This window comes from Mesorhizobium sp. M7A.F.Ce.TU.012.03.2.1, from assembly GCF_004006095.1.
Taxonomy (GTDB): Bacteria; Pseudomonadota; Alphaproteobacteria; order Rhizobiales; family Rhizobiaceae; genus Mesorhizobium.
In genome coordinates, this window is record NZ_CP034779.1 from 82,649 (window position 1) to 96,008 (window position 13,360).

At 63.2% G+C, this 13,360-nt stretch carries 14 protein-coding genes; 7 read left to right on the plus strand and 7 right to left on the minus strand.

Annotated features, from left to right (window positions below; all coding sequences use genetic code 11):
- Positions 1-44: 44 nt before the first annotated feature.
- Together EJ079_RS00445 and EJ079_RS00450 are read left to right on the plus strand one after the other, a co-directional pair.
- Positions 45-413, plus strand: coding sequence for a four helix bundle protein (locus tag EJ079_RS00445; protein WP_013530241.1), 369 nt, complete (start codon positions 45-47; stop codon positions 411-413).
- 304 nt (positions 414-717) lie between these two features.
- Positions 718-969 (plus strand): hypothetical protein, encoded by a 252-nt coding sequence (locus EJ079_RS00450; RefSeq protein WP_127268833.1) that lies wholly within the window; start codon positions 718-720, stop codon positions 967-969.
- A gap of 2 nt (positions 970-971) precedes the next feature.
- Here EJ079_RS00450 and EJ079_RS00455 read toward each other — a convergent pair whose 3' ends face one another.
- A complete protein-coding gene (locus EJ079_RS00455; protein WP_127268832.1) occupies positions 972-1,610 on the minus strand; it encodes a DNA-3-methyladenine glycosylase I in 639 nt (212 codons plus the stop codon).
- A gap of 215 nt (positions 1,611-1,825) precedes the next feature.
- On the opposite strand from EJ079_RS00455, the gene EJ079_RS00460 reads away from it, so the two are divergent.
- The gene (locus tag EJ079_RS00460) at positions 1,826-2,575 is read left to right on the plus strand and encodes a L,D-transpeptidase (RefSeq protein WP_127807759.1); all 750 of its coding nucleotides are present in this window, start codon (positions 1,826-1,828) and stop codon (positions 2,573-2,575) included.
- Positions 2,576-2,832: 257 nt separating this feature from the next.
- Positions 2,833-3,753, plus strand: a complete 921-nt coding sequence (locus tag EJ079_RS00465) for a bifunctional 5,10-methylenetetrahydrofolate dehydrogenase/5,10-methenyltetrahydrofolate cyclohydrolase (RefSeq protein WP_127807760.1) — start codon at positions 2,833-2,835, stop codon at positions 3,751-3,753.
- 176 nt (positions 3,754-3,929) lie between these two features.
- Here the strand turns inward: EJ079_RS00465 and glcF are convergent, their stop codons facing one another.
- The 5 genes from glcF to EJ079_RS00490 form a co-directional block, all read right to left on the minus strand.
- A complete protein-coding gene (gene glcF / locus EJ079_RS00470; protein ID WP_127807761.1) occupies positions 3,930-5,255 on the minus strand; it encodes a glycolate oxidase subunit GlcF in 1,326 nt (441 codons plus the stop codon).
- Positions 5,256-5,265: 10 nt separating this feature from the next.
- The gene (gene glcE, locus EJ079_RS00475; RefSeq protein WP_127807762.1) at positions 5,266-6,471 is read right to left on the minus strand and encodes a glycolate oxidase subunit GlcE; all 1,206 of its coding nucleotides are present in this window, start codon (positions 6,469-6,471) and stop codon (positions 5,266-5,268) included.
- Positions 6,472-6,547: 76 nt separating this feature from the next.
- Positions 6,548-7,012, minus strand: coding sequence for a DUF559 domain-containing protein (locus EJ079_RS00480; protein WP_245481780.1), 465 nt, complete (start codon positions 7,010-7,012; stop codon positions 6,548-6,550).
- Positions 7,013-7,064: 52 nt separating this feature from the next.
- The gene (locus EJ079_RS00485) at positions 7,065-8,561 is read right to left on the minus strand and encodes an FAD-linked oxidase C-terminal domain-containing protein (RefSeq protein ID WP_023809027.1); all 1,497 of its coding nucleotides are present in this window, start codon (positions 8,559-8,561) and stop codon (positions 7,065-7,067) included.
- A 127-nt stretch (positions 8,562-8,688) separates the two neighbouring features.
- A complete protein-coding gene (locus EJ079_RS00490; RefSeq protein ID WP_127807764.1) occupies positions 8,689-10,011 on the minus strand; it encodes a DUF3422 family protein in 1,323 nt (440 codons plus the stop codon).
- A gap of 202 nt (positions 10,012-10,213) precedes the next feature.
- On the opposite strand from EJ079_RS00490, the gene EJ079_RS00495 reads away from it, so the two are divergent.
- Genes EJ079_RS00495 through EJ079_RS00505 form a run of 3 tightly spaced genes read left to right on the plus strand, consistent with a single transcriptional unit; the run spans position 10,214 to position 12,982 of the window.
- On the plus strand, positions 10,214-11,017 hold the full coding sequence (locus EJ079_RS00495; RefSeq protein WP_127397229.1) for an FCD domain-containing protein: 804 nt from the start codon (positions 10,214-10,216) through the stop codon (positions 11,015-11,017).
- A gap of 19 nt (positions 11,018-11,036) precedes the next feature.
- A complete protein-coding gene (locus EJ079_RS00500) occupies positions 11,037-12,173 on the plus strand; it encodes an alpha-hydroxy acid oxidase (protein ID WP_127397228.1) in 1,137 nt (378 codons plus the stop codon).
- 35 nt (positions 12,174-12,208) lie between these two features.
- Complete coding sequence (locus EJ079_RS00505) at positions 12,209-12,982, plus strand: metallophosphoesterase (RefSeq protein ID WP_127807765.1); 774 nt, start codon at positions 12,209-12,211, stop codon at positions 12,980-12,982.
- 39 nt (positions 12,983-13,021) lie between these two features.
- Here the strand turns inward: EJ079_RS00505 and EJ079_RS34105 are convergent, their stop codons facing one another.
- A complete protein-coding gene (locus EJ079_RS34105; protein WP_013893872.1) occupies positions 13,022-13,153 on the minus strand; it encodes a hypothetical protein in 132 nt (43 codons plus the stop codon).
- Positions 13,154-13,360: the final 207 nt, after the last annotated feature.

Genomic DNA, 13,360 nt, shown 5'->3' on the forward strand with positions numbered 1-13,360 from the left:
GAGTAGGGGAGTAGGGGAGTAGGGGAGTAGGGGAGTAGGGACGGATGACCGAAAAAACAGGGTCCTACAAGGACTTGCTTGTTTGGGAGCAGGCGATGGATCTTGCGGTGGCGGTCTACGGTGCTACTAAATCCTGGCCCAAAGAAGAACTTTATGGGCTGACCAGCCAAGTGCGGCGCTCTGCAACGTCGGTGCCGGCAAACATAGCCGAGGGGTATGGCAGGGAAATTCGAGGCTCCTATCTGCAATTTCTCCGTATTGCCCAAGGATCATTGAAGGAGCTGGAAACTCAGCTTCTGATTGCTGAACGTATTGGCATCGCGCCGAAAGCGACGTCCGGCCCATTGTTGGCGAGTACCGAAAGTGTGGGAAAGCTTCTTCGGCTTCTCATCCGTAAACTTGCAGCCGAATAGCCTCCCCTATTCCCCTATTCCCCTATTCCCCTATTACCCTACAACCCAACCGCTTGGCGCTGCCGCGAACCCATCATAAGGGGGAAAACTGTTACCTATGTATCCGGTTCAAACTGTTACCCATCTATCGGCTGGACACCGGCAGGGCGATGAGGGGCGGCGCAGAACGACCAAGATTTGGGCCTACCATCCGAGCCAAGCTCTGAAACAAAACGCAGCGAAAATGAAACAATCCCGCCACGGGTACGGCATCGTGCCGACACAATCGCAAGAGATAAACGCGGGAAATGAGGGGTTCGCGGCCATGACCAGCACAGCAAGATTCCACGCCATCGACAGCGATGCCGAATTGCCCGCACGCCTGCGCCCGGCCGACATCAACGCCCCGAAAATGATCAGCCAGGCTGCCGGCCCGTTCGAAGTGCCCGGCGAGACCGGCAAGGGACCATCCATGCGCGACGCGTTGATGACCGGCCTGCTGGTGATCTATCCGACCGTGGCCACGGTGGTGGCGATCGTCGCCGGCCTGGTGCTGGCCAGCGCCAACGGCACCTGAGCCTATTTCGGCCGCCTGAAAGCCTTCCGCTGCTTCTCGACCTCTTTGCGGCAGACGCAGCCCTCGAGGTGGTCGTTGACCAGGCCCATGGCCTGCATGAAGGCGTAGACCGTGGTCGGGCCGACAAAGCTCCAGCCGCGTTTCTTCAGCTCCTTCGAAATCCGCACCGAGACGGCCGTTGTCGGGTTGGCGCGCAGATGGGCGAGGTCGACGATTTGCGGCCGCTCGTCCTTACCGGGTTCGAACTTCCAGAACCAGGCGGCCAGCGAGCCGAATTCGTCGGCCATTTCGCGGGCGCGCTTGGCGTTGTTGATGGTCGAGACAATCTTGCCGCGATGGCGGATGATGCCGGCATTGCCGAGCAGGCGTTCGACATCCTTGTCGGTGAAGGCGGCGACCTTGTCGAACTCGAAATTGGCGAAGGCTTCGCGAAAATTCTCCCGCTTGCGCAGGATGGTCAGCCACGACAGGCCCGACTGAAAGCCTTCGAGGCAGATCTTTTCGAACAGCCTGCGGTCGTCGGCCACAGGCCGGCCCCATTCATGATCGTGGTAGTGCAGATAGTCGGGCAGATTGCCGTGCCAGAAGCAGCGCGCGACACCGTCGGGACCGGCGAGCAGGCCGGTGTTTTCCTTGTCCATAAGCCAAAATCCGTTCGTTAACGCGCTTTTGCGCGGCATTTACTGCGGCTTTACCAGATTCCTGAACCCGGCGGTAACCACACCAAAAGGTTTACTGACAAAGCCGCATTTTATGCATTCCGATTCATTTTTCGGTTGCTGCTTGCGCGCCAATGATCGCCGAACCGGGAGGACGTTTCCACCCGTTTTGTATCAGACGATCAAGGTGCGTTACGATGAAGACAGTTCTGTTTCCCGTGCTCGGCGCCGTGGCTGTGTTTGCCGCCGGCGTCACACCGTCAATCGCCGGCGACCGCTATGCCGACAGGCCGCCGGTGATGGTTAGCCCCGACCTTTCCGCACCCTGGGTGCTGCAGCTTGGCCAGGCGCCCGGCGTCGTGCGCCAGAACCGCCAGGTGGTGCAGCAGCAGCAACAGAGACGCCTCCTGCGCCCGGCGCAGCCCGACCGGGTGCAGACTGCGGCGGTGCAGCCGCCGGCCAAGCGCATGGTCGCGCGTCCTCAGATCAACCCGATCTACCTGCCGCGGGAAGTCGACTATGACGGAGGCCAGAAGCCGGGCACGATCGTCATCGACACCACCCAGAACTTCCTCTACCTCGTCGAGAAGAACGGCAAGGCAAGGCGCTATGGCGTCGGCACCGGCAAGCCGGGCTTCGAATGGTCGGGTACGCACAAGATCACCAACAAGCGCGAGTGGCCGGACTGGCGCCCGCCGGCGCAGATGATCAAGCGCGAAGCCGCCAAGGGCCGCTATTTGCCGACCTATCTTGCCGGCGGCGCGGAGAACCCGCTTGGCGCCCGCGCGCTCTACCTCGGCACGACCGAATACCGCATCCACGGCACCAACCAGCCGTGGACGATTGGCGGCGCGGTGTCGTCGGGCTGCATCCGCATGCGCAACGAGGACGTCGTCGACCTTTATGAGCGGGTCAATGTCGGAACCACGGTCGAGGTGATATATTAACCTTTGCGAATCACCTGGCCGGCAAAGCAGTCCGCTTTTCGGGCCGGTTTAGGGATAACGGGGGACGGGCCGTATGGGGATGCGGCCGGTCAGGAAGGGCAGCACGGGAAACCGCGCTGCCCTTTCCGTTTTTGAGCAGAAATCGAGGGCAAAGGTCACCCACGCGTCGCGCAACGGGCATAGCGTTTCGCTTTCATGCTGCCCTTTACCGCATTCTTTTGCTATCTCGGTGGCTAGTTCCACAAAAGAGTTCACCCATGCCCCTGTCCGAAGACAGCCGTTATCTCAAGGGCGGCCCGGTCGCCCAGCGCATCATCGCCGCCGTTGCCGAGGACGCAGCGATCGCCAAAGCTGAGGGCTTTCCGCCCAAGCTGATCTCGATCACCGTCGGAGACACCGATGCGGTGGATGTTTATGTGCGCAACCAGCGCGCCAAGGCTGAGCTCGCCGGCATCGATTTCGAGGAGCGGCGCTTTCCCGCCACCATCACGGCAGGCGAGTTGGAAGCGGCCATTCACGGCCTGAATGCCGATCCGCGCGTCACCGGCATCATCATCCAGCGGCCGGTCCCGGTGCATATCCCGATCAGGACATTGCAGGCGGCGGTGCATCCGCTGAAGGATGTCGAAGGCATGCATCCGGCCTCGATCGGCAACATCGTCTACAACCAGCTCGATCTCGCGCCTTGCACGGCGGCGGCCTCGGTCGAACTGCTCAAGGAAACCGGCCTCGACCTCAAGGGACTGGAAGTCGTCATCGTCGGCCATTCGGAAATCGTCGGCAAGCCGATCGCCTTCCTGCTGATGAGCGAAGGCGCGACGGTGACGGTCTGCCACCACATGACGCGGTCGGTCGCCGCCCATGCAAGGCGCGCCGATGCGCTGTTCGTCGCCGTCGGCAAGCCGCGGCTGATCAAGGCCGACATGGTCAAGCCGGGTGCTGCCGTCATCGACATCGGCATCAATTCCGAAATCGGCCCCGACGGCTCCAGCCGCATCGTCGGCGACGTCGACACCGAAAGCGTCCGGGAGGTCGCCTCCTGGATTACCCCGGTGCCGGGCGGCGTCGGCCCGATCACGGTCGCCATCCTGCTGCGCAACACGATGGTCGCGCTCAGCCGCCAGCGCGCGCTTTATGAGGCGACCTACGGCACGGCTGACAGGCTCGCGGCGGAGTAAGGACAGGGCGACGCCAAAGGCCCCCTCACCCAGCCTCCGCTTCGCTCGGCTGACCTCTCCCCGAGGGGAGAGGAGGCTGTCACCGCCGGCGCAAATCTCTTCTCCTCAACGGGGAGAAGGTGGCCGCGAAGCGGCCGGATGAGGGGGATTTGCCGTAACTCAGACAGCGCGCCACGCTACTCAGCCGCAACCAGCCCTTCCTCCGGGGCACCTTCCGGCCTTGGTCCGCCATAAGCCCAGTCGAGCAGCTTGATCGTGTGCACCACCGGCAGCTTGGCGGCGGAAGCGATCTGGGTGATGCAGCCGATGTTGCCGGTGGCGACGATCGAAGCCCCCGTCGCCTCGATGTTTTTCACCTTGCGATCGCGCAGCTTGGCCGAGATCTCGGGCTGCAGGATGTTGTAGGTGCCGGCGGAGCCGCAGCAGAGATGTCCTTCACGCGGCTCGCGCACGATGAAGCCGGCCTTGGCCAGCAGTTCCTTCGGCTGGCGGGTGATCTTCTGGCCGTGCTGCATCGAACAGGCCGAGTGATAGGCGACAACCGTGCCCGGCTTGCGCACCGGTTCAGGCAGATCGAAGGTCGAGAGATATTCGGTGATGTCCTTGGCCAGCGCCGAAACGCGCGCGGCCTTGTCGGCATAGGCCGGATCCAGCCGCAGCATGAAACCGTAGTCCTTGATCGTCGTGCCGCAGCCGGATGCAGTGATGACGATGGCATCGAGCCCGCCTTGTTCGATGGCGCGCGTCCAGGCATCGACATTCTGCCTCGCCGAGGCAAGCGCGGCCTGCTCGCGCCCCATATGATGCACCAGCGCGCCGCAGCAGCCCTCGCCCGGCGGCACCACGACCTCGACGCCGAGCCGCGTCAGCAGCGAAATCGTGGCGTCGTTGATGGCGGGATCGAGCACCGATTGCGCGCAGCCAGTGAGGATAGCGACGCGGCCTCTTTTGCTCCCCTGCCCGGCATGGATGCCTGGCGAGCCCATCGGCGAAGCTGCCGGGATCGAGGCCGGCGCGAGCTTGAGCATCGCACTGAGCGGCTTCAGCGCCGGAACCTTGTCGAACAAGCCTATAAACGGCTTGCCCAGCTTCGCCAGCTTGAGCGCGGCGCGAAACCGCTGGGGATAAGGCAGCACGAAGGCCAGCATGGCGCGGGTCAGTCGATCGAGCAGCGGCCTCTTGTAGGTTTCCTGGATATGGGCGCGGGCATGGTCGACCAGATGCATGTAGTTGACGCCCGACGGGCAGGTGGTCATGCAGGCGAGGCACGACAGGCACCGATCGATATGGGTGACGATCTCCTTGTCGGCGGGACGGCCATTTTCCAGCATGTCCTTGATCAGGTAGATGCGCCCGCGCGGTGAATCGAGCTCGTTGCCAAGCGTCACATAGGTCGGGCAGGTGGCGGTGCAGAAGCCGCAATGCACGCATTTGCGCAGGATCTTTTCCGATTCCGCGACATGCGGATCGGCAAGCTGGGCAAGCGAAAAATTGGTCTGCATCGCTAATGTCCTAGGCCATTCGGCCGGGATTGAGGATGTGCTTCGGGTCGAATTCTTGCTTCAGCCGCTGGCTGAGTGCGGCAAGTGCGGGCGGCTGCGGCTCGAACACCGGCAGAGCGGCGCGATGCGAAGGTGCGGCACGCACCAGCGTCGCATGGCCGCCGCCATGTTTTCTCAACAGTCCGCGCAGCAGGGCGGCTTCCGGATCGCCCTGTTCCATGCGCAGCCACACCAGCCCGCCCTGCCAGTCATAGTAGGCGCTGACGGCGGCCTGCATGCGCAGCGTCAGGACCATCTGGTGGCACTGTCCCGGCGTCATCGAGACACGCCAGACCGGTTTCTCGCTGTTGTCGGCGAAGGGCCTGCAATCGCGTACATCGCGCCAGATCAGCCGTGAAGCGTCACCGGCAATCTCCTGCAGCGGCCCAGCCTTGCCGAGCAGCGTTTTCAGCGCGGCGATGCGGTAGGCGACGGACGGGCCGAAGCCTTCGACACGCAGCAGCGTCGCGGCCTCACTGCCGAGACTGCCGCCGGCGACACGCGCGGCGATCCGCTCGGGCAGATGGGCGGCACTCGACACTTCAGCACTCGAGCCAAGCGCCAGGGCCATGGCGCTTGCTGCCGCATCGTCGAGCAGGCCACGAATGGCGAGCGTGACTTCAGCCTCGGCTGCCGGCAGCACCTTGAAGGTGACGTCGGTGAATACGGCCAGCGTGCCCCAGCTGTTGGCCATCAGCTTCGACATGTCATAGCCGGTGACATTCTTGACCACGCGACCGCCCGACTTGAAGGCCTCGCCGCGACCGGACACCACATTGATGCCCAGGATATGATCGCGCGCAGCCCCTGCCTTGAGCCGGCGCGGCCCGGAGAGGTTCGCGGCGAGCACACCGCCGATGGTGCCTCTGCCAGGCTCGCCGCCAAGCAGCGGACCGTAATCCATCGGCTCGAAGCCAAGCTGCTGGCCGTTTTCCGCCAGCAGCTTTTCGATCTCGGCCAGCGGTGTGCCTGCCTTGGCCGACAGCACCAGTTCAGCCGGTTCATAGAGCGTGACGCCAGAGAGTTTCGACAGGTCGAGCGTGTGTTCGGTTTGCAGCGGCCGGCCGATGCCGCGCTTGGAGCCGTGGCCGAGGATTTCCAGCGGCGAGCCTTCCGCCGCTGCCCAGGCGACGGTGGAGAGAACTTCGGATGGGGTGGTCGGGGTGAAGGTGGTCATGTCTGTCTCTGGTTCCTCGCCCCCGCGAAGCGGGGGAGAGGTGGCTCGGGCGAAGCCCGAGACGGAGAGGGGGCCATCATAGGGCGCTGCCTCCGATCTTCTTGGCGGCGAAAACGAACCTCAGATCCGAGGCGACCACGTCTTCGGCTAATCGCCCATCCAATGCCGCAAGGATAGTCTCGCAAATACTTGTCCGGTTCTTCAGCACATCGACATTCCAGAAACGCAATACCGAGAACCCCTCACCGCGCATGAACTCATCCCGTCGTCTGTCGTAGGAATTCTCGGCATGCTGACTTCCGTCCAACTCGACAACCAACTTTTCTCCGCGACAGGCGAAGTCAGCGAAGTATGGCCCAATCGGCATCTGCCGAACGAATTTGTAGCCGCCTAGCCGTTTGGCCTTCAATTCGTTCCAGAGGGTTGCTTCCGACTGGTTGTCGCCATGGCGAAGCGCACGAGCACGGGCGATCTTTTCAGGCGAACGTCGGCTCGGCGTATCGGGCGTCCCTCTCTCCGTCTCGGGCTTCGCCCGAGCCACCTCTCCCCCGCTTCGCGGGGGCGCGGAACCCCCATTCTGAGACACCATCACCTCAAAACCTCGGAATGTCCGGAAACGGCAGCTTGCCGCCGGAAATGTGCATGCGGCCGAGCTCGGCGCATCGCCGCAGCTGCGGGAACACTTTTCCCGGGTTGAGCAGATGGTTGGGATCGAAGGCGCATTTGACGCGCATCTGCTGGTCGAGATCGATCTGCGTGAACATTTCCGGCATCAGGTCGCGTTTTTCCACGCCCACACCGTGTTCGCCGGTCAACACGCCGCCGACCTTGACGCAGAGCCGCAATATGTCGGCGCCGAAGCTTTCGGCCTTGTCGAGTTCGCCCGGTACGTTGGCATCGTAGAGGATCAGCGGATGCAGATTGCCGTCGCCGGCGTGAAAGACATTGGCGACGCCGAGACCGTATTTTTCCGACAGCTCGCGCATGCCCGCGAGCACGCGCGGCAGTTCCTTGCGCGGAATGGTGCCGTCCATGCAGTAGTAGTCGGGCGAGATACGGCCGACGGCCGGAAACGCCGCCTTGCGGCCGGCCCAGAAGCTCAGCCGTTCCTGTTCGGACTGCGAAATGCGGCAGGTGGTCGAGCCGTTCTTGTAGGCGATGGCCTCGACAAGGCCGATCAGATGATCGACCTCGACGCCCGGCCCGTCGAGCTCGACGATCAGCAGCGCTTCGACATCCAGGGGATAGCCGGCGTGGACGAAATCTTCCGCCGCGTGGATCGCCGGCCGGTCCATCATTTCCATGCCGCCCGGGATGATGCCGGCGCCGATGATGTCGGCAACGCACTGGCCGCCCTGCTCGCTGGTCGGGAAGCCGATCAGCAGTGCACGTGCCGTCTCCGGTTTCTTGAGGATGCGCACGGTGACCTCGGTGACGACGCCGAGCAGCCCTTCGGAGCCGGTCATGACGCCGAGCAGGTCGTAGCCTTCCGCATCGAGGTGACTGCCGCCCAGCCGCACCACCTCGCCATTCATCAGCACCATCTCGATGCCGAGCACATTGTTGGCGGTGAGGCCGTATTTCAGGCAGTGCACGCCGCCGGAATTCTCCGCGACATTGCCGCCGATCGAGCAGGCGATCTGGGAGGATGGATCGGGGGCGTAGTAAAAGCCCTCCTGCTCAACGGCGGTGGTGATGCCGAGATTGGTGACGCCCGGCTGGGCAACGACGACGCGATTGGGGAAATCGATCCCAAGGATACGGTTGAAGCGGCTCATGACCAAAAGCACCGCGTCCTCGAGCGGCAGCGCGCCGCCCGACAGCGAGGTGCCGGAGCCGCGCGGCACGACGCGGATGTTGCGATCGTTGCAGTATTTCAGCACGCGCGACACCTGCGCCACGGTTTGCGGCAGAACAACAACCAGCGGCAGCTGCCGATAGGCGGTCAGGCCGTCGCTCTCGAAGGCGCGCATGGAATTGGCGGCGTCGACGACGCCCTCACCCGGCACGATGATGCGCATGTCGGCGACGATCTCGTCGCGCCGGCGCATCGTGGCGTCGTCTGGTTTCGGCATGGCCAGGCCGGACATCAGCAGCCTCATTTCGCTTGACTGGTCAAAATCTTTTACCAGTGAAGCGCGTTGGGTGCAAATCCTGTGATAGCGGCGAATCCACTTCAAAGCAGAGACAGGCTTACGCAGCGGCAATCTGCCGCTGCTATTCGCCGGGCGGCTTGCCGGGTTCGGAGTGCATCTTGCGCACGCGGCGTACGCCCCACCAGACCAGCAGGATGGCGACAGGCACCGAAGCAGCGGTAATGATCTCCGGCGCGAAGGCATGGCCGAAGATCGAGGCACCCTTGGCGACATAGCCGACAAGGCCGACCACATAATAGGAAACTGCGGCGACCGAGAGCCCCTCGACGGTCTGCTGCAGGCGCAGTTGCAGGCGGGCGCGATTGTTCATCGAGGCAAGCAGATCGCGGTTCTGCTTCTCGACCTCGACATCGACCCAGGTGCGCAGCAACGTCGTGGCGCGGGTCAGTTTTCGCGATAGATTTTCCTGCCGCTCCTCGACCGAGCGGCAGGTGCGCATTGCGGGCGCCACCCGGCGCTGCAGGAACCCGCGCCATGTATCATAGCCGGGCACAGCCTCTTCCTCGAGCGCCTCCAGCCGTTCGCCGACGATGCCGTCATAGGCGCGGCTGGCGCCGAAACGGTAAAGGCTCGACGCCGCGTCCGCCTCCAGCTCCGCCGCAAGTTCGGTCAGATCGGCCAGCAAGGTCTGGCTGTCGCGTGTCCCGGCGACCTTCATCTCCAGCGTGGTCTGCGCCAGCCGGTCCTCGATGCGGCGGGCGCGGCCGGACAAGGTCAGCGCCAGCGGCAGGCCGAGCATGGCCAGCGTCCGATAGGTCTCGATGTCGATAAGCCGCTGCGACAACGCGCCGGTACGCGCCGGGGTCAAGCCGCGATCGAGCAGCAGCATGCGCGTCAGACCATCGCCGTCCTGGCGAAAATCGGTGATGATGGCCGCGTTTCCGCGCTCGACCAGCGAGTAGCACAAGCTGGTCGGATCGAAACCGGCTATCAGCTGCTCGCTCGCTTGCGTCCATTTGCGGATTTCGAGCCTGATGCCGGAGATGCAGGTTCCCGGCGGCGAAAACCCGTTGCCGAAGGGGGAGTCCTCCTGCGTCCTGCCGCTTTCGGAAAGCGGCCCTTCCCACAAATAGGTCGAGAACTCGGTGTGACGCTCCCAGCGCAGCGAGCCCTTGCCCCATTTCATGGCATGATGGCGGGCCTGGCGGTCGGGCGCGGCGATGCCGAGGCGCCGCGACAATTCGGAAAGCACCGCGTGGTCGACGCCCGAGCCACCCTCCGTCATGAAGGCGAGTTGCATCAGGACGCGTGGCTTTTCGATCAGCGGGTGCGGCCGGGCATGAACCTCGCCGAGTGCGCCGGGCCGGCCCTCATGCGCGGGAAAGCCCATGACGCTGCCCTTGGCGCGCGGCTGGAATTCGAGATCGGACGGGTCGTCTGACACGGCTTGTTCCCTGAGTTTCCTTGAACCTCTTGCACCCGCGTCCCTCTAGTGCCAATGGCCTGATGACGCAAACGGCAAAGGTAGCCGAAGATGATGGCATCGGGCGGAAAATCGGCCCGCTTTCGTCAATTGGATAAATAATTTGACCAGTTGGCGAGGCAGGCTCTATTCTGCGACACCGGTTCACCTTCCAGGCATTCTGTTGAGCGACATTTTTTCCAGGATCGAGCATTCGCGCACCGCCGACGAGGTGGTGCAGCAAATCGAGAGCCTCATCCTCGAAGGCGTGCTGCGCACCGGCGACCGGCTGCCGGGCGAGCGCGAGCTTGCACGCCAGTTCGACGTATCCCGGCCGATCCTGCGTGATGCGCTGAAGTCACTGGAAGGACGCGGCCTTTTGACGACAAGGCCCGGCGGCGGCACGCATGTCGCCGATGTCATCGGCCAGCTCTTCACCAAACCGGTGACGGACCTGATCTCGATGCACCGCAAGGCAGTGACCGATTATCTGGAATATCGCCGCGAGATCGAAGGGGTCGCGGCTGAATACGCGGCACGGCGCGCCACTGCGGACGACATGGCGCTGCTCGACAAGATCATGGCACGTATGGACGATGCGCACCGGACCGGCGACTTCGACGACGAGGCCGAGATCGATGTCGAGTTCCACCACGCGATCTGCGAATGCGCGCACAACATCATCCTTTTGCACACGTTGCGTTCCTGTTACCGGCTGTTGTCGGAGGGCGTGTTCCAGAACCGGCTGCTGGTGTTCAGCGTGCCCGGCGCGCGCGACGCCCTGCTGGCGCAGCACCGCGCGATCCATGCGGCGGTGAAGGCCGGCGATCCGGATGCTGCCCGGCAAGCGGCGATGGACCACATCACCTATGTCGAACGGTCGATGGCGGAAGCCGAGCGCAGCGGCGACTGGCAGCGCGTTTCGCGACTGAGGCTGAAGCAGCGGGTCGAAGCCACCGATACCGAACCTGCACGCAAACGCTCCTAGCTATCGAAACGGGAAGCCCATGAGCCAGATCCTGACCATCGCCGACCTCAAGGACCTCGCCCGCCGGCGCGTGCCGAAGATGTTCTTCGACTATGCCGATTCCGGTTCGTGGACCGAAAGCACGTATCGGGCCAACGAAGAGGACTTTCAGAAGATCAAGTTCCGCCAGCGCGTGCTCGTCGACATGGACAACCGTTCGCTGGCATCGACGATGATCGGCGAAAAAGTGTCGATGCCGGTGGCATTGGCGCCAACCGGCATGACCGGCATGCAGCACGCCAATGGCGAGATGGTGGCGGCTCAGGCGGCGGAGGAATTCGGCGTGCCGTTCACCTTGTCGACGATGAGCATCTGCTCCATCGAGGATGTCGCCTCGGTAACCACGAAGCCGTTCTGGTTTCAGCTCTATGTGCTGCGTGACAAGGAGTTCGTGCTCAACCTGATCGATAGGGCAAAGGCGGCGAAATGCTCGGCGCTCGTGCTGACGCTCGACCTGCAGATTCTCGGTCAGCGCCACAAGGACATCCGCAACGGGCTTTCGGCGCCACCCAAGCTGACGCTGACGAACATCGTCGACATGGCCATCCGCCCGCGCTGGTGCGCCGCCATGGCCGGCACGAAGCGGCGGACCTTCCGCAACATTGTCGGCCACGCCAAGGGCGTCGGCAACATGGCCTCGCTGGCATCGTGGACGACGGAGCAGTTCGACCCGCATCTGTCGTGGAAGGACGTCGCCTGGATCAAGGAGCGCTGGGGCGGCAAGCTGATCCTCAAGGGCATTCTCGACAAGGAGGACGCGCTGATGGCGGCCAAGACCGGCGCCGACGCGATCATCGTTTCCAACCATGGCGGGCGCCAGCTCGATGGTGCGTCGTCGTCGATCGGCGTTCTGGAAGAGATTGCCGACGCGGTCGGTGACACGATCGAAGTGCATATGGATGGCGGCATCCGCTCCGGCCAGGATGTCCTGAAGGCGCTTTGCCTAGGTGCCAAGGGAACCTATATCGGCCGGCCATTTCTTTACGGCCTGGGTGCGCTTGGCAAGGAAGGGGTTACCAAGGCGTTGGAAATCATCCGCAAGGAGATGGACATCACGCTGGCCCTGTGCGGAAAGCGTCTTGTCACCGACATGGGCAAGGACCAGCTCCGGCGCTAAGCCCGTGACCGCACGACCACGGAGACACCGAAAAATTGGCAGAACCCGGCATCCATTTTCTCGACGCGCATGGGCCGGAAGGTGTGCGTCTTTACGCGATCGGCGATGTCCACGGCCGGCTCGACCTGCTGGCCGCCATGCATCGGCGCATCAGGACCGAGATCGAGCAGGAGGCGCCTGCCGACTGGCGCGTCATCCATCTTGGCGACTATGTCGACCGCGGGCCGGACTCGAAGGGCGTCATCGATTTCCTGATCGAAGCGGAAGAGCGCGACCCTCGTCACCTGATGCTGGCCGGCAACCACGACATCGGTTTTCTCGACTTTCTCAAGACCCCTGACCCGGAAGGGCTTTTCATCCGGTTCGGCGGCATCCAGACGGCACAGTCTTACGGCGTGGCGATCAGTGAAGGCACAAGCGTGTGGTTCGGCAAGGCCGAATCGGCCGTGCGCAAAGGACATCAGGCCCTGGTCGAGGCCGTGCCGCAAAGCCACATCGACTTCCTGCGATCGCTGCCGTTCTCCGCGACTTTCGGGGACTTCTTCTTCTGTCATGCCGGCATCAGGCCGGGCAATCCTCTGGAGAAGCAAAGCCCGCAGGACCTGATCTGGATCCGCGACGTCTTCCACAACCACCCCGACCTCTATCCGAAGATCGTGGTGCACGGCCACACGCCGGTGCCGGAGGCGGAAGTGATGGCCAACCGCGTCAATGTCGACACGCTTGCCTGGCAATCAGGCATGCTGAGCGCGCTCGTCGTCGACGGCGCGGACAAACGCATCCTGACAATGACGATCAAGGAAGCTTGAGCGTCGCGCGTCGGAGGACGCGAAAGGCGCTTTCCGCCTTTAGCGCAGCGAGGCGGTGACGCCGTAACCGTCGACGGCGTTGTGGTTGTTGGCTGCGTCGGCGGCATAGATGCCGAGACCGCACAGCACGATGGCGGACAACATGGCAAAGGACAGAAGCGCTGCTTTCACGGAGGTCATCTCTTGTTGAGCTTTCTGCATCTGTGCACCAGGCGGTTACCAATGCGTTGAAACGGAGAATTCGCTTCAAAGTTTCGACGATTTTGCGCTTCTAGGCATGTTCTGTATCAACGGTGTGTCGCGCGGGTCACACAAAGGTTCATAGCCGTTGCACAGAAGATGCAGAGCGCGCGCCTTCTAGGATGGCGGGCGGACACA